This is a genomic window from Nonomuraea cavernae (genome assembly GCF_014646355.1).
Classification (GTDB): Bacteria; Actinomycetota; Actinomycetes; order Streptosporangiales; family Streptosporangiaceae; genus Nonomuraea; species Nonomuraea cavernae.
Genome location: NZ_BMNH01000037.1, coordinates 38,544 through 65,133, shown reverse-complemented (window position 1 = coordinate 65,133; position 26,590 = coordinate 38,544). Strand labels below are relative to the sequence as shown.

24 protein-coding genes are annotated in these 26,590 nt (G+C 71.2%); 13 read left to right on the top strand and 11 right to left on the bottom strand.

Annotation, left to right across the window (positions count from 1 at the left end):
- Together IEY82_RS39630 and IEY82_RS35120 are read right to left on the bottom strand one after the other, a co-directional pair.
- Positions 1-191 (bottom strand): hypothetical protein (locus IEY82_RS39630; RefSeq protein WP_229697775.1); only part of this gene is annotated, 191 nt, incomplete at its 3' end.
- Between the two features lie 70 nt (positions 192-261).
- Positions 262-624, bottom strand: coding sequence for a cupin domain-containing protein (locus tag IEY82_RS35120; RefSeq protein WP_189128590.1), 363 nt, complete (start codon positions 622-624; stop codon positions 262-264).
- Positions 625-801: 177 nt separating this feature from the next.
- On the opposite strand from IEY82_RS35120, the gene IEY82_RS35115 reads away from it, so the two are divergent.
- Positions 802-1,884, top strand: coding sequence for an alpha/beta hydrolase (locus IEY82_RS35115; protein WP_189128589.1), 1,083 nt, complete (start codon positions 802-804; stop codon positions 1,882-1,884).
- 73 nt (positions 1,885-1,957) lie between these two features.
- On the opposite strand, the gene IEY82_RS35110 is transcribed toward IEY82_RS35115, so the two are convergent.
- Positions 1,958-2,359 carry a hypothetical protein gene (locus IEY82_RS35110; protein ID WP_189128588.1) on the bottom strand — a complete coding sequence of 134 codons (402 nt, stop codon included), beginning with the start codon at positions 2,357-2,359 and terminating at the stop codon, positions 1,958-1,960.
- Positions 2,360-2,606: 247 nt separating this feature from the next.
- On the opposite strand from IEY82_RS35110, the gene IEY82_RS35105 reads away from it, so the two are divergent.
- Positions 2,607-3,443: a CPBP family intramembrane glutamic endopeptidase gene (locus IEY82_RS35105; protein ID WP_225264066.1), complete on the top strand. Its 837-nt coding sequence runs from the start codon at positions 2,607-2,609 to the stop codon at positions 3,441-3,443.
- Between the two features lie 76 nt (positions 3,444-3,519).
- On the opposite strand, the gene IEY82_RS35100 is transcribed toward IEY82_RS35105, so the two are convergent.
- The 5 genes from IEY82_RS35100 to IEY82_RS35080 are packed head-to-tail and all read right to left on the bottom strand — an operon-like array spanning position 3,520 to position 11,664.
- Complete coding sequence (locus IEY82_RS35100; RefSeq protein WP_189128587.1) at positions 3,520-4,812, bottom strand: hypothetical protein; 1,293 nt, start codon at positions 4,810-4,812, stop codon at positions 3,520-3,522.
- Between the two features lie 53 nt (positions 4,813-4,865).
- The gene (locus tag IEY82_RS35095) at positions 4,866-6,110 is read right to left on the bottom strand and encodes a glycosyltransferase (RefSeq protein ID WP_225264068.1); all 1,245 of its coding nucleotides are present in this window, start codon (positions 6,108-6,110) and stop codon (positions 4,866-4,868) included.
- Between the two features lie 16 nt (positions 6,111-6,126).
- Positions 6,127-7,494, bottom strand: a complete 1,368-nt coding sequence (locus IEY82_RS35090; protein WP_225264071.1) for an MFS transporter — start codon at positions 7,492-7,494, stop codon at positions 6,127-6,129.
- On the bottom strand, positions 7,491-9,977 hold the full coding sequence (locus IEY82_RS35085) for an MMPL family transporter (protein ID WP_189128585.1): 2,487 nt from the start codon (positions 9,975-9,977) through the stop codon (positions 7,491-7,493). Before IEY82_RS35085 ends, IEY82_RS35090 begins: the two co-directional genes overlap by 4 nt.
- On the bottom strand, positions 9,970-11,664 hold the full coding sequence (locus IEY82_RS35080; protein WP_189128584.1) for a fatty acyl-AMP ligase: 1,695 nt from the start codon (positions 11,662-11,664) through the stop codon (positions 9,970-9,972). The genes IEY82_RS35085 and IEY82_RS35080 overlap by 8 nt, the downstream gene beginning before the upstream one ends.
- Positions 11,665-11,851: 187 nt before the next feature.
- Between IEY82_RS35080 and IEY82_RS35075 the strand changes: the two genes are divergently transcribed.
- Complete coding sequence (locus IEY82_RS35075) at positions 11,852-13,126, top strand: MFS transporter (RefSeq protein WP_189128583.1); 1,275 nt, start codon at positions 11,852-11,854, stop codon at positions 13,124-13,126.
- Positions 13,127-13,237: 111 nt separating this feature from the next.
- Here the strand turns inward: IEY82_RS35075 and IEY82_RS35070 are convergent, their stop codons facing one another.
- Entirely contained in the window at positions 13,238-14,371 is a 1,134-nt protein-coding gene (locus IEY82_RS35070; RefSeq protein ID WP_189128582.1) for an NAD(P)/FAD-dependent oxidoreductase, read from the bottom strand.
- Positions 14,372-14,455: 84 nt separating this feature from the next.
- On the opposite strand from IEY82_RS35070, the gene IEY82_RS35065 reads away from it, so the two are divergent.
- From IEY82_RS35065 to IEY82_RS35035, 7 genes are all read left to right on the top strand, one after another.
- The gene (locus IEY82_RS35065) at positions 14,456-15,085 is read left to right on the top strand and encodes an IclR family transcriptional regulator (RefSeq protein WP_189128581.1); all 630 of its coding nucleotides are present in this window, start codon (positions 14,456-14,458) and stop codon (positions 15,083-15,085) included.
- A gap of 99 nt (positions 15,086-15,184) precedes the next feature.
- Entirely contained in the window at positions 15,185-16,354 is a 1,170-nt protein-coding gene (locus tag IEY82_RS35060; protein WP_189128580.1) for a homogentisate 1,2-dioxygenase, read from the top strand.
- Positions 16,351-17,124, top strand: coding sequence for a hypothetical protein (locus IEY82_RS35055; protein ID WP_189128579.1), 774 nt, complete (start codon positions 16,351-16,353; stop codon positions 17,122-17,124). Before IEY82_RS35060 ends, IEY82_RS35055 begins: the two co-directional genes overlap by 4 nt.
- Positions 17,121-18,224, top strand: coding sequence for a fumarylacetoacetase (gene fahA, locus IEY82_RS35050; RefSeq protein WP_189128578.1), 1,104 nt, complete (start codon positions 17,121-17,123; stop codon positions 18,222-18,224). The genes IEY82_RS35055 and fahA overlap by 4 nt, the downstream gene beginning before the upstream one ends.
- Before the next feature lie 86 nt (positions 18,225-18,310).
- The gene (locus tag IEY82_RS35045) at positions 18,311-19,483 is read left to right on the top strand and encodes a L,D-transpeptidase (RefSeq protein ID WP_229697774.1); all 1,173 of its coding nucleotides are present in this window, start codon (positions 18,311-18,313) and stop codon (positions 19,481-19,483) included.
- A 71-nt stretch (positions 19,484-19,554) separates the two neighbouring features.
- The gene (locus IEY82_RS35040; protein ID WP_189128576.1) at positions 19,555-19,986 is read left to right on the top strand and encodes an NfeD family protein; all 432 of its coding nucleotides are present in this window, start codon (positions 19,555-19,557) and stop codon (positions 19,984-19,986) included.
- A 2-nt stretch (positions 19,987-19,988) separates the two neighbouring features.
- On the top strand, positions 19,989-21,062 hold the full coding sequence (locus IEY82_RS35035; RefSeq protein WP_189128575.1) for an SPFH domain-containing protein: 1,074 nt from the start codon (positions 19,989-19,991) through the stop codon (positions 21,060-21,062).
- A 109-nt stretch (positions 21,063-21,171) separates the two neighbouring features.
- Here the strand turns inward: IEY82_RS35035 and IEY82_RS35030 are convergent, their stop codons facing one another.
- Complete coding sequence (locus IEY82_RS35030) at positions 21,172-21,693, bottom strand: hypothetical protein (RefSeq protein ID WP_189128574.1); 522 nt, start codon at positions 21,691-21,693, stop codon at positions 21,172-21,174.
- Positions 21,694-21,924: 231 nt separating this feature from the next.
- Positions 21,925-23,094, bottom strand: a complete 1,170-nt coding sequence (locus tag IEY82_RS35025) for a Gfo/Idh/MocA family protein (RefSeq protein WP_189128573.1) — start codon at positions 23,092-23,094, stop codon at positions 21,925-21,927.
- A 172-nt stretch (positions 23,095-23,266) separates the two neighbouring features.
- Between IEY82_RS35025 and tdh the strand changes: the two genes are divergently transcribed.
- From tdh to IEY82_RS35010, 3 genes are read left to right on the top strand one after another with little or no spacing between them, the layout of a single operon-like run.
- Positions 23,267-24,373 (top strand): L-threonine 3-dehydrogenase, encoded by a 1,107-nt coding sequence (gene tdh / locus IEY82_RS35020; protein WP_189128572.1) that lies wholly within the window; start codon positions 23,267-23,269, stop codon positions 24,371-24,373.
- Complete coding sequence (locus IEY82_RS35015) at positions 24,373-25,542, top strand: glycine C-acetyltransferase (protein ID WP_189128571.1); 1,170 nt, start codon at positions 24,373-24,375, stop codon at positions 25,540-25,542. The genes tdh and IEY82_RS35015 overlap by 1 nt, the downstream gene beginning before the upstream one ends.
- Positions 25,543-25,581: 39 nt before the next feature.
- The gene (locus tag IEY82_RS35010; protein ID WP_189128570.1) at positions 25,582-26,580 is read left to right on the top strand and encodes a LysR family transcriptional regulator; all 999 of its coding nucleotides are present in this window, start codon (positions 25,582-25,584) and stop codon (positions 26,578-26,580) included.
- Positions 26,581-26,590: the final 10 nt, after the last annotated feature.

Sequence of the window (26,590 nt, the reverse complement as noted above, 5' to 3'; positions counted from 1 at the left end):
CACGGCCTACCGGTCACCGCACCGCTCGGGCCTTGGCGGCCCTCCCGCGCTGTCGTTTCCTCCCGGGCGTAAACGCCCGGGGTTCCACGCCAGATCACGCTGAACGAAAAGCTCGGGCTCGGCGGCCGGCGCTTGACACTGAGCCGGCACAGGCGGGCGAAGCGTCCGATGGTGAGAAGTTCGTCTTGCACGCCATCATGGTGGACTCTCCCACAGTGGGAGAGTCCACCGCTGTGCTCATCGTCCCAAGCCGATCCCTTCTCAGAGCTCGTACGCCCTGGCGTACTCCGCGGCCCCGCCCGCGAAGTCGTACACGATGGCCTGCTCGTCACCCACGACCCAGGCGTCGTGTCCTGGCGGGCAGACGAAGGCCTCTCCTGGTCCCACCTCTGCCTCGGTGCCGTCGTCCATCAGGAACCGGAGCCTGCCCCGGGCGACGAACCCGTTGTGGTGGACCTCGCACGACTCGGTGCCCACGATCGGTTGTACGGACTCCGACCAGCGCCACCCTGGCTCGAACGTGCCCACGCCGAAGGTGAGGCCCGTCAGGTAGCACACGTCGAGGTGCCCCATCGGGAAGTCGCGGCGCTCGTCCGGCTTGTCGATGCTCTTCACTTCGATCATGACGTCCCCCTTCGTCACCGCCAGTCTCCCTCGCGGGTTGCCCAGGGTTAACCCGGGATTTGTCCGGCAAGGCGCAAGCTCTCGCGCTGTTTCGTTGCTTCAGGTCATAGCTCGGCATGGCCGTGACCTCTAGGGTCACCTGAGCCCTGGCATTTCCCATGCGAACCGGGAGCACTCATGCGATCGCGCCCCCTCTCGGCCCTGCTGGCCCTGGCCACGGCGCTCCTCGTCGGCGCGAGCGCCACCCCGGCCGTCGCCGATCCCACGCCGCCGAAGAGCTACGCACCCGGCCAGAAGGCGCTGCCGGGCGGCGCCCGGGTCGTGAGCGAGCGCCGGCTGAGCCCGCGCATGCTCGACCTGCTCATCTCGTCGCCGTCGACCGGCAAGCTGACACCGGTCCGCCTGCTCCTGCCCGAAGGCTGGTCGAAGACCGCCAAGCGCACCTGGCCGGTGCTCTACCTGCTGCACGGCGGCGCCGACGACTACACGTCGTGGACCAGGATGACGGACGTGGCGGCCTACACCGCGAAGCTGGACGCGATCGTGGTCATGCCCGAGGCGGGGCGGGCCGGCAACTACTCCGACTGGCACAACGGCGGCCGGGGCGGCCCTCCGGCGTGGGCGACGTTCCACACCGACGAGGTGCGACGGCTGCTGGAGCTCGGCTACCGGGCCGGCACCCGGCGGGCGATCGCGGGCCTGTCGATGGGCGCGTACGGCGCGATCAAGTACGCCGCCCGCTACCCGGGGATGTTCCGCTTCGCCGGCGCCTACAGCGGCATCCTGGCCACCGAGCTGCCCGGCATCCCGGCCGTCATCATGAACGCCCAGGCCAGCGAGAAGCAGGACCCGCTCGCGCTCTGGGGTGACCCGTTGCGCGACCGCAAGGTGTGGGCCGCCAACGACCCGCTGGTGCTGGCGCCCAACCTGAAGGGCGTGCGGATCTACCTGTCCAGCGGCACCAACAGCTTCAACGGCCCGCTGGACCCGCCGGGCTCCCCCTGGCATCCGGCCCACCTGGGCGAGCCCCTGTCCGCCTACACGGCCAAGGCGCTCAGCAAGCGCCTGAAGAAGCTCGGCATCCCGCACACGCTGCACCTGTACGGGAACGGCACGCACACCTGGCCGTACTGGACCCGCGAGTTCAAGAACTCCTACCCGATGATCCTTTCGGCCCTCGGCCTGCGGGGCGGCGGCACCGTCCCGACCCCGGCGCCGACGGAGACGTCCGGCGGCGACTGGCGGCTGGATCCGGGCTGACGAGGCCACGGGACGCCCATCGCTGGGGCGTCGTCCGGCGCTCCATCGCCCGTGTGAGCCCGGTTGAACGACGTCAGGTCGTCGACGCCCCGCTGAGCGCGACGACGAGACTGGCCGCCGCGAGCAGGAACGCGGCGGATGTTCCGACGTAGCGCTCCGGCTTGCTTCGGGACACCGCGTTGGGGATGACGCTGAGCGCGGCGAACCCGAACACCGCCCAGGTGCCGGTGACCGCGACGGGCTCTGCCAGCACGTCGATCCAGCCGGCACGGTCCAGGACCACGACTGCGAACGCGACATAGAGCACCAGCGCGACACCGCTGCCGACCCGCAGCGGTCCCGGGAGGACCCGGTGCTGCCCGCCCCACGCAAGGCTCCCCCATGGCGCGCCGCACACGAGCGCCAGTTGCAGGACCGACAGCAGGACGAGGACGACGACGAAGACGACCACCAGGACAGGCACCAGTTCGTTCATGGGATCGTCCTCCAGGGACCGAGACACATCGCTGGATAAACACGATATGTCGCGTTGCCTCCTCGGGTCAAGATATATCGTGTCCGTCCGTGGCGACCTGGCCGCGTGCGGGATCGGGCGCGGGCGCGGATGCACGCCGAAAAGCCTTTGACGGGCGGACCGCCCGCGCCGAGGGGAGAGGGCCCGGACATTCATCCATCACAATCGCCTTTTCGGCGAATGACGGTCGGGTGCTATTGTCGCGATCATGAAAATGGCGAAAGGCTCGGCACGCAGATCACTACTTGAATTCTATGCGCTGGTGTTCGCGCTGTCGATCCCGTTCTGGATCTTCGGGGCCGTCGCTCCCGACCTCTCCGGATATCTGCCCATGAACCTGCCCGTGAGCTCGCTGATGTTTCTCTGCCCGCTCGTCGCGGCCCTCATTCTCACGTATCGAGAAAAGGGCCGTTCGGGCGTGTGGGAATTATTACGCAGGACTTTCGACGCGAGAAGAGTGAAGCGTGGGCGCTGGTATGTGCCGCTCGTTTTCCTGATGCCCGTCGTCCTACTGCTGGAGTACGGCCTCATGGTGTGGGCCGGTCGGCCGCTCCCGTCGCCGGAGATCGCGTTCGCCGCCATCCCTGTGCTGTTCGTCGTGTTCTTCGTGGCCGCCGCAGGTGAGGAACTGGGCTGGATGGGCTACGCGGCCGAACGAGAGCTCAGCCGGTGGAGCGCCTGGAAGGCGAGCATCGCCATGGGCTCGATCTGGGCCGTTTGGCATGTGATCCCGTTCTTCCAGACAGGCCACGGCGCCACCTGGGTGCTGTGGCAGTGCGTGGTCACCGTCCTTTTACGGGTCCTCATTTTCTGGTTCTACGGCAACATGGGCAAGAGCATTCTCGCCGCGATCGTCTTCCACGACATGGTCAACCTCGGCGTAACGCTTTTCCCGGCAGACGGCTCCCATTACGACCCGTTCGTGACGAGCCTGCTCCTGGCCATTGTGGTGGCCGGAGTCGTGTTCGGGTGGGGTCCGAAGACACTGGCACGGCACAGGGGGCTCGCCAGAAAAGACGGTGAACGGTTCCCGAAAACCGCATGACCATGTGTCGAAGCGGTTTCACGAGTAGGCGGTCATCGCCCACCCGTGAATGGCTCCTTGGGGCGGACGCCGCGGGTCAGGCGCCGGCGTGCACGTACACCTGGCCGAAGACCTCGGCGAGGTTCCTCATGTCCGTGGCCGGGTCGACCTCGGGGTTGGCCGGGTCGTACACGGTGGCCAGGCGCGGGCGGACCGAGGTCAGCTTCTTCAGCTGGTCCCAGGTGGCGTTGGTCGCCCACTTCTCGCCGAAGGTCCTGCTGACCTGGCCCCGCTCGTCCTTCCAGCGGCTCCAGAGGGTCACCGTCTCGGCGGCGTCGGTCTGCAGCGGGACCGCGATCCGGTCGTTGATCGCCTGCGTGGCCTGCTCGCTGGTGAGCTTCGAGGCGCCGGTCGCGGCGAACCCGGCGTCCTCGGAGGCGATCTGGCCGTAGGCGTCCCAGGCGCGGGCCCGGACCTGGATCCACTGGTTGCGCTGCGCCGTGGGCGCGTCGATCTTCCAGGTGGCGTACTCGGTGGCCAGCAGTCCGCTGTCCAGGGCGAGCTGGTCGATCTGTCCCTTGGACAGCCAGGCGCCGACCCGGTCGGGCACGGACAGCGGGTGCTTCTTGGTCATCTCGGCCTTACAGGCCTCGTCGGCGCCGCAGCCGAGCACCGGCACGACCGTGTGGACGGCCAGCTTCTTGCCCGGGGCGAGCTTGCGCAACGCGGTGGAGGTCTCGGCGACGAAGGTGTCGATCTCGTCGGCGGTCTTGAACGTCTGGTCGAACCCGAGCTGCGTGGTGAACCTGATGCCCGCGACCCCCGGCTGCACGGCCAGCGCGGCCAGCTTCCTGACGGCCGCGTCGAGCTTGCCGTCCTTCCAGGCGCCGGTCAGCTCGGCGTTGATCCAGATCCGCAGGTTCTCCTTGGCGGCGGCCTGGACGGCCTGTCCCGCGGCGGTCTTCTCGGCCTGCGCGATCTCGGCCTGTGACAGCCCGGCCGGGTTCACGTAGCAGCTCTCGCCCTCCTTGCACTCGGGCGTGCCGCCGTCCTCCGCATCCTCGACGTCGGGGTCGCCGGGGTCGCGCGGCTGGCCGTCGCCGTCGCCGTCCTCGCCGGTGGGGCAGACGTTGCCCGGCTCGGTGCAGTCGATCACGATCGGATCGAGCGGTCCGGCCTCCTGGAGGTGCTCGCCGTCGTTGTCGAGCCAGAACCTCGCGATGTCCGCCGCCTCTTCGGGGGTGGCCATCCAGCGGCAGACGACGTACGCCGGGGTGTCGGCGGCCATCAGGTCGTCGCAGTTCTTCGGATCGTCCTGCGCCCACGCTGGGACGCCGATGCCGAGCAGTGAGAGGGCGAGCCCGATGACGAAGATCTGCCGCAGTCGCATGGCGCGTTACTCCAGGGGGTGATCGGCGGACATATCGCACACTATCGGGATGATCAATAACGTTCAATGAGATCCAGTGCGTTCTTCACCCCATCCTCCACTCGAAGTAGCCGTCCAAGTTGAGCCGCTTTCTCGCGATATTTCGGTACGTATCGCAGCCGCGCGGCCAGAGCCTCCGCCGTCAACTCCCCGATCGGCAACGGCGGCGGCCCCACGCCCAGGGCGGCCACCCGCCGCCCCCAGAACGGCTGGTCGGAGAAGAACGGGCAGATCAGGCCGGGCACCCCGGCCGTCAGCACCGTCCCGGCCGTCCCCGCGCCGCCGTGGTGCACGACGCCGGCCAGCCGGGGGAACAGCCGCGCGTGATCCACCTCCCCGACCGGCAGCACGTCGTCCGACGCGGTCACCGGCAGCCCCTGCACGATTCCGCGCAGCCGGGCCAGCCGCAGCCCCGCCACGACCCGCTCCGCCACCCGCTCGGGCTCGGCCGGCGCCATGCTGCCGAAGCCCACGTACACGGGGGGCGGACCGGCCCGCAGAAACCCCTCCAGCCCGTCGGAGTCAGGGAGCGGCGGCCGCTCGGGGAGCCGCCAGTAGCCGGTGAGGTGCGCGTACTCCGGCCAGTCCCGGGGCCGGGGCACCACCAGCGGGCTGACCCCGCACAGCACCGGCACCCGGTCGCGCCGGTCGGCCGCGAACGGACTCCCCCGCAACGGCCCCAGCCCCAGGCTCCGGGCCCGCAGCCGGTTGACCATGCGCGCCAGCGCCAGCCAGCCGAGCCGTTCCACCACCGCGTAGCTGAGCCGGTTGCCCATCCCGCCCAGCGTGCGCAGCGGGACGAGCGGGTTCGGGAACTCGCCGGTCGGCTCGCTCGGCTGGAACTGCAGAATCGCGTACGGCATGCCGTACCTGTCGTGCAGGTGCCTGCCGAACGCGCCCAGCGCGGGCGCGAGCACCAGGTCGGCGCCCGCGCAGGCCTCGTCCACCTCGGCGACGAGCCGCTGGGCCAGCGGCTCCACCACGGTCCTGAACCCGCGCACGAACGCGAGCGGTCCGCCGCGCAGCCAGGCCTGCCCCTCGGGGCTCTCCACGATGGCCACCGGGTCCACCCCGAGCGGCGCGAACACCGTCGCCGCCCCCTCCGCCAGCGGACCGTACCGGGGCGCGGCCACGAGCGTCACCCGATGCCCCCGCGCCAGCAACCCGCCGGCCAGCGCCACGCACGGCTGCGTGTCCCCCCGTGACCCGAACGCCAGCACCGCCACCCTCACGACGACACCGAGCCGCCCGGGACCCACGCGAGCATCTGGTTCGTCACGGCAGCGTCACCAGACTGATCACGGCCCCGGCCAGCACCAGCCCGGCCGCCACGGCCAGCCCGAGCGAGTAGCCCGGCGCGAAACCGCCGGCCCCCTGCACGATCACCCCGATGACCGCGATGCCGAACAGCCCGGAGATCTCCCGGCTGACCGAGAAGATCCCGCCCGCCACCCCGGCCCGCGCCTCCGGCACCGCCCCCAGCACGGCCGACCCGAGCGGCATGGTCAGCGCCGACCCCACGCCGATCGCGCAGACGGCGGGCAGCAACCGCGCCCACCCGTCGCCCGGCTCCAGGAACGCCGCCGCCACCATCCCGGCGGCCACCAGCACCAGGCCGAGCGCCACCGTACGCCCGGTCCCCATCCGCCGTTCGACCATCGGCGCGAGCGGCGTCACCGCCACCACCAGCAGCGCCAGCGGCACGAACGCGAGCCCGGAGGCCACGGGGGTGAACCCGAGCACTCCCTGCAGGAAGAGGGCGGTGTAGAAGAACACGCCGTTCACCCCGAGCCCCCAGAGCACCTGGGCCAGCACACCCCCGGTGAAGGCCCTGACCCGGAACAGCTCCGGCTCCACCATCGGCGCCGCCACCCGCCGCTCCACGGCCAGGAACACCAGCCCGCCGGCCAGGCAGGCGGCCAGCGCCGACAGCACGGCAGCCGACGTCCAGCCGTGCTCGCCCGCGTGGATCAGCGCGAACGTACCGGCGGACAGGCACACCACGGACGCCACCGAACCGGCCACGTCCACCGGGACCCGCCGCTCGGCGACCGTCTCCGGCACCGCCACGACGGCCAGCGCGATGACGGCCACGCCCACCGGCACGTTGATGAGGAAGATCCAGCTCCAGTGGAGGTGCTGGCTGAGGTATCCGCCCACGACCGGCCCCAGCGCCAGCGCGCCCGCTCCGGACGCCATCCACACGGCCACTCCCAGCGACCGCTCCCGCTCGTCCCGGCCGGCGAGCACGGCCAGGGTCGCGGGCAGGATCAGCGCCGCCCCCGCCCCCTGCGCGAGCCGCGCCGCCACCAGCACCTCGATCGACGAGGCCAGCCCGGCGACCAGCGAGGCGGCGGTGAACGCGCCGAGCCCGGCCACGAGCATCCGGCGCCGGCCGTACACGTCGGCCAGCCGGCCGCCGGCCAGCATGAACCCGGCGAACGTGAGGATGTACCCGGTGGCCACCCACTCCAGCGCGGCCAGCCGGGCGCCGAGGTCCCGCTGGATGCTCGGCAGCGCGACGGTCACCACGGTGTTGTCCAGCGTCGTCACGAACCCGGCCAGTCCGACGACGGTCAGCAGCAGGCCCGTCCGCCCTGCCGTCCGGCCGCCCGGCCGCGCGGGCGCGGATGCCACGGTCACGAGTCCACCTCCACCCAGCGCCATCCCGGCCCTTCGGGGTCGGGCCTCACCACCTTCGTCCGCTCCCCGGTCACCTTCACCCACCTCAGGTGGTCCGGCGCGCGGTCCGACTCCTCCTCGCCACCGCCGTACGGGTGTCTCCGCGCGGACGAGCGCAACACCAAGGACGACCCGGGCTCCTGGGGTACGGGCGGCAGCGCCACGGACGGCCCGGACTCGCGCAGGGCGGGGAGCGGGGCGGGGACGGGTTCCGGCGCGGGTTCCGGCGCGGGTTCCGGGGCGGGTTCCGGGGCGGGGGCGGGTTCCGGGGCGGGGGCGTGGAGGGAGAAGCGAAGGCGGCGCAGCGGCCGTGGCAGCCACCAGTTGGCCGACCCCAGAAGCCGCATGGTGGCGGGCACGAGCAGGGCGCGCACCAGCGTGGCGTCGACCACGATGGCCACGAACATCCCGACCCCGAGCAGCTTCACCACGGTGATGCCGGCCGTGGAGAAGGCCCCGATCACGACGAGCAGCAGCAGCGCCGCGCTGGTGATGACACCGCCGGTCTGCTGCAGCCCCGCCGCCACGGCCGCCGTGTTGTCGCCGGTACGCAGCCACTCGGCCCGCACCCGCGACAGCAGGAACAACTCGTAGTCCATCGACAGCCCGAACACCACCGCCAGGATCAGCACCGTGACCGTGGCCTCGATGGTGCCCGTGGAGGTGAAGCCGAGGACGGAGGCGAGGTGACCGTCCTGGAAGGCCCAGACGATCACCCCGAAGGACGCGCCGATGGAGAGCACGTTCATCAGCAGTGCCTTGACGGGCAGCACGATCGAGCCGAACGCGGCGAACAGCAGCAGCCCGGTGGCCAGGCCCACCACCAGGGCCATCCGGGGCAGTGTGTCGACCAGGCTGTCCATCAGGTCCATCTGCGCCGCCGTCGAGCCGCCCACGACGACCTGCCGGACGTTCGGCTCGGGGGCCATTGACCTGATCAGGGTGACGAGGTCGCGCGCCTCGGCGGACATCGGGTCGTAGGAGTAGCGGACGGCCAGGCGTACCGCGCCGTTGTCCTGGGAGAGGCCGGCCACGTCGACTCCCGTCACCCCGTCGAGGCGGTTGAGCCGGTCGGTGAGGGGCTTGACGTCGGCGGGGGTGACCGGGGTGACGGCGCTGATCGGGGTGTGGCCCTGGCCGAGGGGCCCGGGGACGGCGGGCCGTTCGGTGAAGGCGCGTTCGACGAGCACGTGGACGTCGATGGGGGCCATGGAGTTGCGGGCGAAGTCGCGGTCGATGGTCTCGGCGACCTGGCGGCTCTCGGCGGTGACGGGCAGCACCCGGTGGTCGACGTTGCCGAACTTCACGTGCAGGAACGGCACCGCCAGGGCGAGCAGCACGGCGGTGACGGCGACGAGGTAGAGCAGCGGGCGTCTCATCACGCTGGAGGCGACCGCGTGCCAGGCCCCGCCCCGGCCGCCGGAGCCGCCGAAGTCGGGCGTGAGCCTGATGGCGTTCACGCGGGTGCCGAGAACGCCGAGCAGGGCGGGCAGCACGACGAGCGCCGCCACCATGGCCACCAGCACGACGGCCGCCGCGCCGAGCCCGATCGAGCGCAGGAACATCTGCGGGAACAGCAGCAGCCCGAGCAGCGACGTCGCCACGGTCAGGCCGGAGAAGGCCACGGTGCGGCCGGCGGTCGCCATGGTGCGCACCACGGCCTGCTCGGTGGTGGCGCCCCGGCGGATCTCCTCGCGGAAGGCGTTCAGCACGAAGAGCGAGTAGTCGATGGCCAGCCCGAGCCCCAGCATGGTGACCACGTTCAGGGAGAAGACCGAGACCTCGGTCACCTCGGTGAGCAGCCGCAGCAGCACGAGCGCGCCGAGCACCGCCAGCGCGCCGACGACCAGCGGCAGCCCGGCGGCCACCAGGCTGCCGAAGACGACCACGAGCAGCACGAGCAGCACCGGCATGGAGATCGTCTCGGCGCGCACCAGGTCGGCCGCGGTCTGGTCGTTGAGCTCCTTGAGCAGCGGCACCGAGCCGCCGACCCGGACGACGAGGTTCCGCACGGCGAGCCGGTCCTTGATGGCGGCGTAGGCGGCCTGCCGGTCGCCCTTGAGGGTGATCAGCGCGTAGGTGGCGTGCTCGTCGGCGGACCTGAGCTCCTTGGCGCCGGTCGTCCAGTAGGTGGCCAGCCGGCGAACGTGCTCGGCGGGCAACGCGCGCAGCGAGTCGTGGACGGCCTTCTTGAACCTCGGGTCGCCCACCTTGACCTTTGGGTGCCGGTAGAGGACGACGACGTCGGGGGCGTTGCCGCCGTACCAGTCGTCGTTCCAGGTGGCCGCGGTGGTCGACTCGGCGGCGGGGTCCTCGAACCCGCCGTCGGACATCCGCCCGAACAGCTCCAGCCCGAAAGGCGCGACCAGAACGGCCGCCACCAGGCTCAGCACCAGGAGCGTCCACCTGCCGCGATAGACCAGCCGGCCGGCCGTCTCAAACAAGGGCGCCCTCCAGGTACGCCCGCAGGCACGCGCGCCGCGCGATCTTCCCGCTGGACGTGCGGGGCACGGCGCCCGCCTCGGTGAGCACGAAGTCGTGGACCGCCAGGTCGTGGTGGGCCCGGACCGCCGCCCGCACCCGGCGCGCCACCTCGGCCGGATCCGCGTCCGCGCCCCGGCGTGACCGCTCGGCCACCACCACGAGCCGCTCGGTCTCCTCTCCCGGCACGGCGAACGCCGCCACGTGGTCGCGGCGCACGGCCTCGTGCGCCTGCTGCACGGTGACCTCGATGTCCTGCGGGTAGTGGTTGCGCCCGTCGACGACGACCAGGTCCTTGATGCGCCCGGTGATGTACAGCCGGCCGTCGTGCCGGACGCCCAGGTCGCCGGTCCTGAGCCAGGTGCCGTCCGCGCCGTCCAGCACGGCCCCGAACACCTCGGCCGTGCGCGCGGCGTCCCGCCAGTAGCCGCGCGCCACGTTCGGCCCCTGCACCCAGAGCTCGCCGACGTGCCCGTCCGGCAGCGCCCGCCCGTCCTCGCCGACGACCCGCACCCGTTGCCCGGTCGGCCGCCCGCAGGAGACGAGCGCGCTGCGCGCCCCCTCCCCGCCGTACAAGACGGCCCGTCCCTCGCCGAGGGCGTCGCGGTCGAACTCGGTCACGAGGTACGGCTCGTCATGGCCCGCCGCGGCCACGAAGACGGTCGCCTCCGCCAGCCCGTACGCCGGGGTCTGGGCCTCGGGACGCAGGCCGCAGCCGGCGAAGGCGGCCTGGAACGCCTCCATCGTGGCCGGCCGCACCGGCTCGGCGCCGTTCAGCATGACGCGCACGCCGCGTAGGTCCAGCCCGGCCTTGTCCTGCTCGCTCACCCGGGCGGCGGTGTACTCGAAGGCGAAGTTGGGCCCTCCGGTGAAGACGTCGTCGAACTCGCTCAGCAGCCGCAGCCACCGCACCGGGTGCATGACGAACGCCACCGGGTCCATGAACGCGACCTGGTTGCCGCCCATGATCGGCATCGCGACCGTGGCGATGAGCCCCATGTCGTGGAAGAGCGGCAGCCAGAGCACCGCGACGGAGGTGCGGGGCGTGGCCCGGAACGCTTCCCAGAGCTGGGCGGCGTTGGCGGTGACGTTCGCGTGCGTGATCTCCACTCCGGCGGGCGACCGGGTGGAGCCGGAGGTGTACTGCAGGTAGGCCACATCCTCGGGCTCCGGCAGCGGCTCGTCCCACTCGTCGGCCAGCAGGTCGGAGACCGTGTCCACGGTGAGCACCCGTTTCGGGGCGGGCGCCGTCTCCAGGAACGCGGTGACGCCGGGCAGCGCCTCGGAGGTGGTGAGCACGACCACGGGAGCGGCGTCCGCGTAGGCCGCGGTCAGCCGGTCGGCGTGCCCCGGCAGGTCGGGCACGAACAGCGGCACCGCCACGACTCCGGCGTACATCGCGCCGAGCATCGCGACCACGTAGTCGAGGCCCTGCGGCGCCAGCACGGCCACCCGCTCGCCGGGCCCGGCGAGCTCGCGCAGCCGTACGGCCAGCGCCCGGGCCTTGAGGTCGGCCCCGCTCCAGGTGAGGGTGTGCCGTGCCCCGCCCTTCGAGTGATCGGCTCTCAGGTGGTCGACGAAGGTGTAGGCGGGCGCGTCGGGCGTCTCCCGCGCCCACCGCGCCACGCGGGCGATCAGTGTGTCAGGCATGCCGCGTTCCCCTCGCCGTCGGACAGGGACCTAGCAAATTACGGGAGATGGGGCCACGATTCTTGCCATACCTCCTCACATTCCGCGTTCGGTGTTGTTGCCGGAGTGACAAGCACTGAATAACGGGACGACAGGAGTTATAACGGGCGGGCACAATAGGGTGATCGGGCGTCGAGGGGGCCACCACGTGCACAGTTACCGTCGCGATCTCGGGCTGCTCCGGGATCGGCGTTTCGCGCTGCTTCTGTCGGCGCGGACGATCTCTGTTCTGGGGAGCGCCTTCGCCCCCGTGGCTCTCGCCTTCGGCGTCCTCGGCCTGCCCGGCGCCAACGCGACCACGCTGTCGGTGGTGCTCACCGCCCAGGCGTTGCCGATGGTGGTGTTCATGCTGGTCGGCGGGGTGATCGCGGACCGCTTCCCGCGCTCCCGGGTGATGATGGTCGGCGAGCTGGTCAACGCGCTGGCCTTCTTCGCGCTGGCCGCGATGCTGCTCACCGGCTGGACCCCGCTGCCCGCCCTGGTGACGGCCGCGGCGATCGGCGGCGTGGCGATGGCGGTGCTGTTCCCGGCGCTGACCGGCATCATCCCGGACATCGTGCCCGCCGAGCAGTTGCAGGCCGGCAACGCGCTGCTCGGCCTGGGCGCCAACAGTTCCCGGGTGGCCGGGGCGGTGCTGAGCGGCATCACGGTGGTGCTGTTCGGAGGCGGCTGGGCGCTGGCCGTCAGCGGCGCCATGTTCGCCGTGGCCGGCCTGCTGATCGCGGCGCTGAAGATGACGCCCGGCGAACGTCCCGCCGGTGAGAAGCGCCACTCGGTGCTGGCCGACCTGCGCGAGGGGTGGCACGAGTTCAGGTCCCGGCAGTGGATCTGGGTGGTGGTCCTGCAGTTCTCCGTCATGGTGATGGCGATCCAGGCGGGCCACGGAGTGCTCGGGCCGCTGCTGGCCAAGGAGAGCCTGGGCGGCGCCCCCGCCTGGTCGGCGTTCCTCGCCGGTGAGGCGGTGGGCACGATGGCCGGGGTGCTGTTCTCCCTGCGCCTGCGGCCCAGCCGCCCGATCCTGATGGCCACCCTGCTCTGCCTGCCCATCGCCGTGCCGTACTTCATGCTGGGGTTCAGCACGCCGCTCTGGGTGATCGTGGGCGGGGCGTTCGTGCTCGGCGTCTGCTTCGACGTGTTCGGCGTGCTCTGGTACACGACCATGCAGCGGGAGGTGCCGGCCGAGTCGCTGTCGCGGGTCAGCTCCTACGACGCGCTCGGGTCGCTGATGTTCGGCCCGCTCGGACTGATGCTGGCCGGGCCGGTGGCGGCGCTGGTCGGCACGCGGTCCGCGTTGATCGGTTGCGGCGTCATCGTCCTGCTCTCGACGCTCGCGGCGCTGCTGTCGCCGGGGGTGCGCAACCTGCGCGCTCCGGCCGCCGCCACCGCCGCCCAGCCCGCCGCTCCCCAGCCCGCCTCCGGCTGACCTCCGTCACCCGGCCATCTCCCGTCACCCGGCCCATCTCCGGCTGACCCGCCGTCACCCGCCTGCCTCCGGCTGAGCGCCGCTATCCGGCCCGCCTCCGGCTGGGCGCCGTCATCCGGTGTCGCCGCTGGTGCGCAGGCCGCGCGACGGCACGCGGTCGTGCGGGCCGAAGCGCGGCTCCGGCTCGTACGCGCCGTCGAGCACGCCGGCCACGTACTCGGCCAGCGCCGGGGCGTGCTTGAAGCCGTGGCCCGAGTCTCCGCCGAGCAGCCAGACACCGGGCGACGTCTGCGCGACGATCCACTCGGCGTCGGGCGTGAGCGCGTACTGGCAGACCTGGCTGAACAGCACGGGCGCCTCGGCCAGCGACGGGAACCTGCGCCGCAGGTAGGCCCTGACCCGCTCGATCCCGGCCGGATCGACGACCCGCTCGCCGTCCTCCGGGTCGAACGGCCCGCCCTCCACGTCGGAGGTGGCCTTCATGCCGACCCCGTCGACGTCGCCGTGCCCGTAGGCGGAGGCGCCGTAGTCGACCCAGGCGGGCGTGCCCGGCGTGGTCCACGCGGCGGGCACCGCGAAGTGCAGGGTGTCCTGCTTGGTGACGGTCAGCTGGTCGCCCAGGTCGAACAGCCGGGGCAGCCACGCGCCGCACGCCCACACCACCCGGTCGGCGCGCAGCACCTCACCGTCGACGTCGACCGCGCACGCGTACGGCGACTCGGCCCCGGCCACCGGCACCGCCCGCGCCCTGACCAGCCTGACGCCGGCCGCCTCGGCCAGCCTGGCGGTCACCTGGGTCGCCCGGCGGGCCCTGATCACGCCCGCCTTCGGCTCCCAGAGCAGGAAACTGAGGTCGTCGCCCCGGAAGTCGGGGAAGAACCGGGCCCCGTCGGCCGGGTCCAGCACCTCACACGGAATATCCAAATTTTTCAGGACTCGGGCGCTGGCGCTCTCCCAGCCGTCCGGTGTGCCGGCGAACCACAGCATGCCCGCCTCGTGATACAGCTCCTCGCCGGCCCGCTCGCCCAGCCGCCGCCAGCCGTCCCGGGCCTTCCAGGCCAGCCGGGCGTACCAGTCGTCGGCGCCGTGGGAGCAGCGCAGCAGCCGAGTCTCGCCCGCGCTTGCCTGCCGTACATGTCCGGGTTTGTGTTGCTCGACCAGCGTCACCCGCCAGCCCGTCTCGGCGAGCCGCAGGGCCAGTGACGACCCCCAAATGCCCGCTCCGACCACAATGACCGATTTCATGGGACCACCGTGACCGGAGAATCCCTGCCGGCGCAAGGGGTCAGGCGATCATCAATCGGACGGCACGCGTAGATAATCGGCCACATGCCCGCTGAATCAGCCCAGACTCTCGAACGCGGACTCCGGCTCCTGCGCCTGCTCGCCGACGGCAGAGGCGGGCGCACGCCGACCGAGCTGAGCAACGAGCTGTCGCTGTCGCGTCCCGTGGTCTACCGCCTGCTGACCACGCTGCTCAACGAGGGCTTCGTGCGCCGCGACGCCGACGGCCGGGTGCACCTCGGGTTCGGGGTGCTGCTGCTGGCCCAGGCGGTGCAGCCGCTGCTACGCCAGGCGGCGCTGCCCGCGCTGCGCCGGCTGGCCGAGCAGGTCGGCGCCACCGCGCACCTGACCGTGGCCGAGGGCGACGACGGGCTGGCCGTGGCCGTGGTCGAGCCGTCGTGGACCGACATGCACGTGGCCTACCGGGAGGGCTCGCGGCATCCGCTCGCGAAAGGCGCGGCGGGGCAGGCGATCCTGGGCCTTCGCCAAGGCCGGACGGACTATCTCGTGACAGAGGGGCAGTTGCAGGAGGGAGCCCGGGGCATCGCGGCCCCGGTCAGCGGCCTGCCGTGGCTGGAGGCGTCAGTGGGGGTGGTGACCTTCGGCTCGCTGGACGAGTCGGCCGGACCACGGGTCGTCGCGGCGGCGGCCGAACTGGCCGACGCGCTGGGCTGACCGCGCCCGTACCGGGTTGACATCGGGTGGGCGATGAACGACGGTAATCACATATAGAGGACATAAGCGTCCGATAAACGGACTCCCGGGGAGGGGCGGATGCCGTACTACCGCGTCGTGGGCGAGGTGCCCCGTAAGCGTCATGTGCAGTTCAGGCGGCCGGACGGCGGCCTGTACGCCGAGGAGCTGATGGGCGAGGAGGGGTTCTCGTCCGACTCCTCGCTGCTCTACCACCGCCACCTGCCCACCGCCATCATCAAAGCCGAGGCGGTCACCCCGGTCACGGAGTCGCGCCTGGAGCCCAACCTGCCGCTGTCCCCGCGCCACTTCCGCACCCAGGACCTGACCGGAGCCGGCGACCTGGTGTCCGGCCGCATCCTGCTGGCCGGAAACGCCGACGTCCGGCTGTCGTACGCCACCAGCGACGCGCCCAGCGAGCTCTACCGCAACTCGATGGGTGACGAGTGCGTCTACATCCAGTGCGGCCGGGTCAGGTTCGAGTCGACGTACGGCGTCATCGAGGCCGGCGAGGGCGACTACGTCGTCGTCCCGACCGGGACGATCCACCGCTGGGTGCCCGCCGGCCAGGTCAACGCCCTGGTCATCGAGGCGTCCGGGCACATCAGGCCGCCCAAGCGCTACCTGTCGCAGCACGGCCAGTTCCTGGAGCACGCCCCCTACTGCGAGCGCGACCTGCGCGGGCCCGCCGAGCCGCTCCTCGCCGAGGGTGAGGAGGTGCCGGTGCTGGTGCGCACCCGGGGCGGGCTGACCAGGCTGGTCTACCGCCACCACCCGTTCGACGTGGTCGGCTGGGACGGCTGCCTCTACCCGTACGCGTTCAACATCGAGGACTTCGAGCCGATCGTGAAGCGGACCCACGCCCCGCCGCCGGTGCACCAGACGTTCGAGGGGCCCGGCTTCGTGGTGTGCTCGTTCTGTCCGCGCCCGCTCGACTTCCATCCCGAATCGGTGCCGATCCCGTACAACCACCACAACGTCGACTCCGACGAGTTCATGTTCTACGTCGGCGGCGACTACACGGCGCGCAGGGGCTCCGGCATCGACGTCGGCTCCATCTCACTGCATCCCGCCGGATTCACCCACGGGCCGCAGCCAGGAGCGGTGGAGGCGGTCATCGACGCCGTCGCCCAAGGCGTCACGACCACCAGTGAGACGGCCGTGATGGTCGACACGTTCCGCCCGCTCGACCTCGGTCAGGGCGCCCTGTCCTGCGAGGATCCCGGATACGCCTGGACCTGGTCACGATGAGTCTTTTCTCCGCACTGGTCGACGACGCGGGCCTGTTCCCGCCGACTTCCCTGCACATGGACGAGGCGCTGAGCCGCCACGAGCGCGACCAGGCCAGGAACAATCCGCTCCTGACCCAGCGCTTCCTCTGCCCGACCAGCCGCCTCGACGGCCTGCGCCGGGAGAGCTTCCGGCCGCGCCGCATCGGGCTGATCGTCGACACGCCGGACCTCCCGCCGTTCGAGGACCTGCCGGTCGACCTGGTCGAGGTACGCCTGCCGCCCGACATGTCGGTCGCCGAGCTGGCCCGGAAGATGACCGACCGGCTGCCGCCGGGGGTGCGGCTGTTCGTCGAGGTGCCGGCCCGCAAGGGCAACGCCGACGTGCCTGAGGGCGTCGGGCTGAAGGTGCGCTGCGGCGGCGAGACGGCCGAGGCGTTCCCGCCGGTCGAACACCTCGCGGCGTTCATCCGGTTCTGCGCCGACCACGACATCCCGTTCAAGGCCACGGCGGGGCTGCACCACGCCATCCGCCACTTCGACCCGTCGCTCGGCGTCGACCGCCACGGCTTCCTCAACCTGCTGCTCGCCGTCTGCGAGGCCGCCGAGCACCGCGACCCCGCGCCGATGCTGCGCACCACCGACGTGGGCCACCTGGTGCGGATGGCGGAGTCGGTCTCCCCGGAGACCGCCGAGCACGCCCGCCGGCTGCTGGTCAGCTACGGCTCCTGCAACACCAGCGCGCCCCTGGAGGACCTGCGCGCACTCGGACTGATCGAGGAGGAAGCGTGAGCTGGGGACTGGACAACCTGCCCTACGGAGTGTTCTCCCGGCGCGGCGAAGCGCCCCGGGTAGGGGTCCGCTACGGCGACCAGGTGCTCGACCTGGCCGCCGCGCTGCACGACGAGGTGTTCGCGGCCCCCTCGCTCAACCCCTTCATGGCCCGCGGGCACACCGCCTGGCACGACACGCGCGCGCTGATCCAGGAGAAGCTCTCCACCGACCGCTCGGTCACCGACGCGCACCTGATCCCGCTGGAGCAGGTGCGGCTGCACCTGCCGTTCGAGGTGGCCGACTACGTCGACTTCTACTGCTCGCTCGACCACGCCTCCAACATCGGCCGCATCTTCCGGCCGGACGCCGAGCCACTGCTGCCCAACTGGCGCCACCTGCCCGTCGGCTACCACGGCCGGGCGGGCACCGTGGTGGTGTCCGGCACGCCGATCAGGCGGCCGAGCGGCCAGTTGCGGGCCGGGGTGTTCGGGCCGAGCACCAAACTCGACATCGAGGCCGAGCTGGGCTTCGTCGTCGGTGTCCCCTCGGAGCTCGGCTCCCCGGCGGGGGCGTTCGAGGAGCACGTGTTCGGGGTGACGCTGGTCAACGACTGGAGCGCGCGCGACATCCAGTCCTTCGAGTACGTGCCGCTCGGGCCGTTCCTGGGCAAGTCGTTCGCCACCTCGATCTCGCCCTGGATCACCCCGCTGGAGGCGCTGCCCCGGATCCCCGGCCGTCCGCAGGAGCCCGAGCCGCTCGGCCACCTGCGCAGGCAGGGCGACTGGGGGCTGGACATCACGGTCGAGGTGTGGCTCAACGGCGAGATCGTCTCCCGGCCGCCGTACCCGAGCATGTACTGGACGCCCGACCAGATGCTCGCCCACCTGACCTCGAACGGCGCGTCGCTGCGCACCGGCGACCTGTTCGCCAGCGGCACGATCTCCGGCCCGCAACGCGAGGAGCGCGGCTCGCTCATCGAGCTGAGCTGGAACGGCGGCGACCCGATCAAGCTGGCGAGCGGCGAGACCAGGACATTTCTGGAGGACGGCGACACCGTGACCCTCCGCGCCACCGCCGCCGGACGCTCCTTGGGAGAGGTTGTCGGAACCGTCCGATAGATCACTCGACGTGCTCACTCCGTGACTCGCCGCTACTCTGAGGGTTCCCTTCCCCGGAGAGCAGGAGTGAGATGCGGCGAGCCGCGATGATCCTTGTCGTCGCCCTCTTCGTCACCACGAGCTGCGCCGCGGTGACCGCCCCGGCGCCGTCGCCCGCACCCGCCGTCGTCCGGGTGTCACCCGCCTTCGACGTCAGGCAGGCCCCCACCGAGAAAGGGCTGCAGGTCAGGGCGCGGGGCGGCACGCTGCGCAAGGTGGTCGCCCACGCCGCGGGCGTGCCCGTGCCGGGCAGGCTCGACGCGACCGGCACCTTCTGGCGCTCCGACTGGACCCTCAAACCGGGGACCGAATACACGGTGTCCGTCACCGCCGCGTCCCCGAGCGGCGCGCCGACGGTGACGGTGGGCCGGTTCCGCACCCGCCCGGCCGAGCGCGCCTTCGGGCTGGCCTCGGCCGTGCCCATGCCCGGCGAGACCGTCGGGGTGGGCATGCCGATCATCCTCGACTTCGACACCCCGGTGCGCGACAAGGCGGCCGTGGAGCGCGCGCTGGAGGTCAGCACGGCGCGCCCCGTCGAGGGCGCCTGGCGCTGGACCAGCGACACGCAGGCCGTCTACCGGCCCCGCGCCTACTGGGCGCCCCGGCAGCAGGTCACCGTCACCGCCCACCTGGCCGGGGTGCGCGCGGCCCCCGGCGTCCACGGCACGGCCGACCGCACGTTCGCCTTCACCGTGGGCCGCGAGCAGACCAGCACGGTCGACACCCGCACCCACCAGATGGAGGTCCGGCGCGGCGGCCGGGTCGTGCAACGCATGGCGATCAGCGCCGGCATGGCCACCACCCCCGAATACACCACGACCAGCGGCGTCCACCTGACCATGGACAAGGGCAACCCCGTCCGCATGATCTCGCCGGGCCGCGAGGAGGGCGACCCCGGCTACTACGACGTGCTGATCGACCACGCCGTCCGCATCTCCGACAGCGGCGAGTACGTACACGCCAAGGACAACCTCTGGGCCCAGGGCAGGGCCAACGTCAGCCACGGCTGCGTCAACGCCCGGCCCGACCAGGCAGCCTGGTTCTATGCCGGCAGCCTGCGCGGCGACCCGGTGACGATCACCGGCACCGACCGCGAGCTCGCCTGGAACAACGGCTGGGGATTCTGGCAGCTGCCCTGGGACAGGTGGCTCGTCGGCAGCGCGCTCGCCGACCCCCATGAGATGATCGCCGACACCACCTCACCCCTGCCGCAGCGGTGAAACGGCGACTACGGTAGGGGAAGGGAACAGTCATGGACACAGGCCCGTTGTCCTAACAGGAGGGCCGAAGCATGGATGAATGGATCATCTGGATAATCCTGGCGGTAGTCCTCGGAGTGGCGGAGATCTTCACGGTCACCATGGCGCTCGGCCTGCTCGGCGCCGCCGCCCTCCTCACCGCGGCCACCGCCGCCATCGGTCTGCCTGTTCCTTTTCAACTACTCGTCTTCATCCTGTCCTCAGCGGCCGGGCTCGTCCTGATCCGGCCGATCGCCATGCGTAACGTCCGTCAGCCACAACTGCAACGCTTCGGCGTGGAAGCACTGGTCGGGAAGCCCGCCTACGTGGTGGCCGAGGTCACCGGGCGCGATGGCAGGGTCCGCATCGGCGGCGAGGAATGGTCGGCCCGCGCCTATGACGAGACCCTGGTGATCCCCGCAGGGGCGACCGTAGACGTCATCGAGATCGAGGGCGCGACGGCCCTCGTATATCCCCGGGAGTGATCATGGATCCGGTGTTGGTAGTCGGGATTCTCATCATCTTGTTCGCGGCGTTCACGGTGCTCAAGGCCGTGCGGATCGTTCCTCAGGCCCGAGCGCGCAACGTGGAGCGCCTCGGCCGCTATCACCGCACGCTCAAGCCAGGCCTCAACTTCGTCATCCCCTACATCGACCGCGTCTACCCCATGATCGACCTCCGCGAGCAGGTCGTGACCTTCCGCCCGCAGCCGGTCATCACCGAGGACAACCTGGTCGTCGAGATCGACAACGTCCTCTACTTCCAGGTCACCGATCCTCGGGCGGCGTCCTACGAGATCGCCAACTACATCCAGGCGATCGAGCAGCTCACCGTCACCACGATGCGTAACGTGATCGGCTCGATGGACCTGGAGAAGACCCTCACCTCCCGCGACACCATCAACAGCCAGCTGCGTGGCGTCCTCGACGAGGCCACCGGCAAGTGGGGCATCCGCGTCAACCGCGTCGAGGTCAAGGCGATCGACCCGCCCAAGACCATCAAGGACGCGATGGAGAAGCAGATGCGGGCCGAACGTGACAAGCGGGCCGCCATCCTCAACGCCGAGGGCCAGCGACAGTCGCAGATCCTCACGGCCGAGGGTGACAAGCAGAGCCGCATCCTGCGGGCCGAGGGCCAGCGCACCGCCGCCATCCTCGAGGCCGAAGGTCAGTCACGGGCCATCGACCAGGTCTTCCAGGCGGTCCACCGCAACGACCCCGACCCCCAGCTGCTCGCCTACCAGTATCTCCAGGTGCTGCCGCAGCTCGCCCAGGGCGAGGGCAACACGTTCTGGGTCATCCCCAGCGAGGTCACCTCGGCCCTGCAGGGCGTGTCCAAGGCGTTCACCGAGTCGCTGCCCAGGTCCGCCGCCACCCGCGAGGTGCCCGAGTCGTCCGCCATGGAGGAGGAAGAGGTCGTCAAGGCTTCGGAGGCGGCGGCCGAGGCCGTGGCCGACGCCCAGGACGCCGGCACTCCCGCCGGCCCCCGCCAGCTGACCCAGGCCGCCAACGAGCCGGCCACGCCCTTCCCCGACCTCGACCGCGAACACCAGGAACGCTGACCCGCCACTCCATCCGGACGGTGCCCGTCCCCGCGACGGGCACCGTTCGCATCTCCGGCCTCGGGCGCGTACGACCGAGTCCCGCCGTCCGGGCGGCCAGGCGGGGCGGTCAGGCGACTTCGAGGAGGCGGCGCACCAGGGGCTCCTGGCGCATGGCCCTGGCCCGGCAGGCGAGCTTGACCGCCGCGTCGGCGAGGGCGAGGTCGCGGTTGCCGGGCGGGAGGTCGTCGCCCATGGTGGTGCGCAGCCAGTCGGAGATCTCGGCCCACGAGTAGACGCTGACGTTGTCGGCCTCCATGAGCGGCTCCGGAAAGCCGCCCGGGCCACGCTGACCGCTGGCGAGCTGCCGCAGGCTCGCCTGAGTGCGCCCCCCGTGCCGCCGAGCCGCATCCCCCAGCGTCACCGCGTCACCATGCCCGACGCTGACGCCCCACAGTCCGTTGACCTGTCTGATCTGTGCGAGGACGGACACGACGGCCTCCAGGAGGCTGTCCGCCTCACGATCACACATGAGGGAGGGCTGGGAACCTCCGGTCAGGACACAGTCGTCCATGCCCGCCTCAACGAGCCGGTCGTACTCATCAGAGTCGGGCTCACGGTTGAGCATGACCCGGAAGTCCCAGATGGTCATGAGGTCTCCTCTTGCTCACTCGCCACTGTTGATCTCGCGGAAGGCCTTGAGCACCGCGTTGATCTCGTTGTTCCGGTGTCCACCTCGACCGACCATGTAGCAACCCTGCAACAGGGTGGCAGGGTTGGCACACCCTTTCCACCCCTGGAGTCCCTACTAAAAGTTCCGTACTGACTACACAAAGCGAGGGCCCGCTGAGGCGCGACCCGACAGAGCCCCGCCAGAGACGGGTCAGCGCTGGCCGGCGTCGAAGTAGGCCGCCAGCTCCGGATCGAGGGGCGGGATGTCGTACGGCATGCCGCCGTCACGCAGCGACATCGTGGCCATGTAGCCCGCCGCCACGCTCATCCGGGCCCCCACCGGCGAGGTGTCGGTCACCCCGCCCTCCCTGGCGAACCGGCAGAACTCAGCCATGATCGCCGTGTCCGCCCCGCCGTGCGTCCCCTGGGCGTCGGGCACCCGGTAGGTGACGTCGGCGTCGTCCCGGTAGGCGGACGGCCCGGTGTTCCACACCTTGACGGTGTCGCCCGGCCGGTCGCCGAAGTTCTCCAGCCGCCCCTCGGTGCCGATCACCGTGTAGTTGCGCACGTAGTCGGGCGAGAAGTGGCACTGCTGGTAGGCCGCGATGACGCCGTTGTCCAGCCGCATGTTCATCACCGACACGTCCTCGACGTCGACGACGTCGTTGAGGCCGGTGCGGCTGGTCGGCGGCCACTCGAACTCCCGCAGCCACCCCTCGGGGCGTGGTTCGCCAGGGGCGCGACGGGGCAGGTCGCCGTGGAGCATGAGGTCGCCGAGGGCGTTGACCCTGGTCGTGTAGCCGCCGGCGAGCCAGTGGATCACGTCGAGGTCGTGCGCGGCCTTCTGCAGGAGCAGGCCCGTGGTGCGGCTGCGGTCGGCGTGCCAGTCCTTGAAGTAGTAGTCGCCGCCGTAGGAGACGAAGTGGCGCACCCAGACGGTCTTCGGCTCGCCGATGTCGCCGCGCCGGATGGCGTCGCGCATCAGCCGGACCACGCCCATGTGGCGCATGTTGTGGCCGACGTACAGGCGGGTGCCGGTGCGTCGGGCCTCGCGCAGGATGTTGTCGCAGCCGTCGACGGTGATGGCGAGCGGTTTTTCCAGGTAGAGAGCCTTGCCGGCCTGGAGGCAGTCGATCGCGACGCGCTCGTGGGTGTCGTCGGGCGTCATCACGATGACCGCGTCGAGGTCGTCGCGGTCGAGCAGCCGGCGGTGGTCCTCGGTCAGGAAGTCGGCGTCGAACCGTTCGGCCTGGCGCTTGAGCACCGCCGGATCGGAGTCGCACAGGGCGGTCACCACCGATCCCCGTCCCGGCCGGTGCGCGGCCAGGGCGAGGCTGGCGCGCAGGCCGAGGCCGACGACTCCGATGCGCAGGTCTTCCACAGACGTCCTCTCCTCCAGGTACGGCAGCAATCTAGCCCCCCGTCCCGGGCGCCTCACCATCCGGCCTGCGGCGTGAAGCGGAGCTGTGGGGGCACTTAAGAATCCCTCGATGGACATGCCCGCTGGGGACCGGGCACAGTGCGTAGGGTTCGGATGAGGGGGAGATTGAGCCATGAAAGCGCTGGTCAAGGAGAGGGCCGAAGCCGGTCTGTGGCTGGTCGACGTGCCGGAGCCGGTGCCTGGTCCGGGCGAGGTGCTGATCAGGGTGCTGCGTACCGGCATCTGCGGCACCGACCTTCATATCCGGAAATTTGACGATTGGGCCCAACACACCCTGAAACTTCCCCTCATCGTGGGACATGAGTTCAGCGGCGAGGTCGTCGAGGTCACGCCCGGCGTGGAGGACATCTCGGTCGGCGACCTGGTCAGCGGCGAGGGCCACCTCGTCTGCGGCAAGTGCCGCAACTGCATGGCCGGCCGGCGCCACCTGTGCCGCAACACCGTGGGCCTGGGCGTCCACCGTGACGGCGCGTTCGCCGAGTACGTCACGCTGCCCGCCTCCAACGTGTGGGTGCACCGCACCCCGGTCGACCCCGACGTGGCGGCCGTCTTCGACCCGTTCGGCAACGCCGTGCACACCGCGCTGTCGTTCCCGCTGGTCGGCGAGGACGTGCTGATCAGCGGCGCGGGCCCGATCGGGCTGATGGCGGCGGCGGTCGCCACCCACGTGGGCGCCCGCAACGTCGTGATCACCGATGTCAGCCCCGAGCGTCTCGACCTGGCCGCGAAACTGGGCGTCTCCCTCGCCCTCAACGTGGGCCAGACCTCGATCGCCGACGGCATGCGCCGGCTGGGCATGCGCGAGGGCTTCGACGTGGGGCTGGAGATGTCGGGCAACCCGCAGGCCATGCGCGACATGATCGCGAGCATGACGCACGGCGGCAGGATCGCCATGCTCGGGCTGCCCGCCGAGGAGTTCGCGATCGACTGGGCCACGGTGGTCACGTCGATGATCACCATCAAGGGCGTCTACGGTCGCGAGATGTACGAGACCTGGTACAACATGTCGGTCCTGCTGGAGAAGGGGCTCGACCTGTCACCGGTGATCACCGACCGGTTCTCCTACCACGACTTCGACGCCGCCTTCGACACGGCCGCGAGCGGCCGCACCGGCAAGGTCATTTTGGACTGGAGCGGAGGAGCTCGGCCTGAGAGAGCGAGGCACGAGCCAACGAAGGCCGAAGCGGCCGCGACCATCGACACGAGCGGAGGCACCTGATGTTCACGAACGTGCGCGAGCAGTTGCGTACGACCCTCGATGAGATCACCGAGGCCGGGCTGCTCAAGCCCGAGCGAGTGATCACCACCCCGCAGAGCGCGTCGGTGAGCGTGGCCGGGCGCGAGGTGCTCAATTTCTGCGCCAACAACTATCTCGGCCTGGCCGACCACCCGGCCGTCGTCGAGGCCGCCAAGCAGGCGCTCGACCGGTGGGGCTTCGGCATGGCCTCGGTCCGCTTCATCTGCGGCACCCAGGAGGTGCACAAGGAGCTCGAGGCCCGGCTGTCGGAGTTCCTCGGCATGGAGGACACCGTCCTCTACAGCTCGTGCTTCGACGCCAACGGCGGCGTCTTCGAGACGCTGCTCGACGAGCAGGACGCGGTCATCTCCGACGCGCTCAACCACGCGAGCATCATCGACGGCATCCGGTTGTCGAAGGCGCGGCGGCTGCGCTACGCCAACCGTGACCTGGCCGAGCTGGAGGCCCGGCTGAAGGAGGCGTCCGACGCGCGGCGCAGGCTGGTCGTCACCGACGGAGTGTTCTCCATGGACGGCTATGTCGCGCCGCTCGCCGAGATCTGCGACCTGGCCGACCGCTACGACGCGATGGTCATGGTCGACGACTCGCACGCCGTCGGCTTCGTCGGCCCCACCGGCCGGGGCACTCCCGAGCTGCATGGCGTCACCGACCGGGTCGACATCATCACCGGCACGCTCGGCAAGGCGCTCGGCGGGGCCAGCGGTGGCTATGTGTCGGCCCGCAAGGAGATCTGCGACCTGCTGCGCCAGCGCTCACGCCCCTACCTGTTCTCCAACTCCCTCGCCCCCGTCATCGCCTCCGCCTCGCTGCGCATCCTCGACCTGCTGGAGACGTCCAGCGAGGCCCGCGAGCGGCTGCGCGCCAACACCGCGAGGTTCCGCGACAAGATGACGCGGGCCGGGTTCGACCTCCTGCCCGGCGACCACCCGATCGTCCCGGTGATGATCGGCGACGCCGCGGCGGCCGGCGCGATGGCCGAGCGCCTGCTCGACCTGGGCATCTACGTGATCGGCTTCTCCTACCCGGTGGTGCCGCACGGCAAGGCCCGGATCCGGGTCCAGCTGTCGGCCGCGCACACCGCCGACGACGTCGACCGGGCCGTGGAGGCGTTCGTCCAGGCGCGCGGCTGACCGGTCGGCCGGGCGCCGCGCGCTCTGTATCCTCGCTCCGTGATAGACACGCGGCGCCTGCGCACGCTGCGCGCGGTGGCCGACCACGGCACGGTCACCGCCGCGGCCGCCGCCCTCCACCTGACCCCGTCGGCCGTGTCCCAGCAGCTCGCCGCGCTCGAACACGAGGTGGGCCACCGGCTGCTCACCCGCGACGGGCGCGGGGTGCATCTCACCGCCGTCGGGCGCATCATGATCCGGCACGCGAACGAGGTGCTCGCCCAGCTCGAACGCGCGCAGGCCGAGGTCGCCGCCTACACGACGGGCGCGGCCGGTGAGGTGACCGTGGCCTGCTTCGCCACCGCGATCAGCGCCGTGCTCTCCCCCGCGATCGGCCGGTTGCGCGAGCAGGCGCCCGGCCTGCGGATCCGGGTACGCGACGCCGAGGGCGACCACGGCCTGACCATGCTCCTCGACGGCACGGCGGATCTGACGATCGCGGTCGAATACCGCGGCGCCCCTGACGCCACCGACCGCCGCCTGTCCCTTCTTCCCCTGTACGCCGAGCCCTTCGACCTGGTGCTCCCGCACGACCACGCCCTGGCGGCCAGCGGTCATCACTCGGCACCTCATGCTCTGGCGGGCCTCGGCGGACTGATCGCAGCGTCACCGTCCGCCGGGGGCGACATCGGCGGGTCGCCTCCGCCGATCTCGCTGGGCAGCCTCGGTGACGAGACATGGATCGGGCCGTATCCCGGCAATCCCGTGCATGACGTGATCGCGTTCGCGTGCGAGCGGGCGGGATTCACGCCGCGCTTCGCGCACTGCTCCGACGACTTCCGGGCCGTGGTGGCACTGGTCGGCGCCGGTTCGGGGGTGGCGCTCGTGCCCCGGCTCGCGCTGCGGGACATGGCGCTCTCCGGCGTGGTCGTACGCCCCGCTCCCGGGCCGGAGCGCCGCGTCTTCGCCGCCATCCGGCGCGGCGCCGACGCCCACCCCCTCCTACGCCCCCTGCTCGACGCCCTCCTCGCGGTCGCCGGCCCGCTCGGCGGCGGCTGACCCGTTCTGA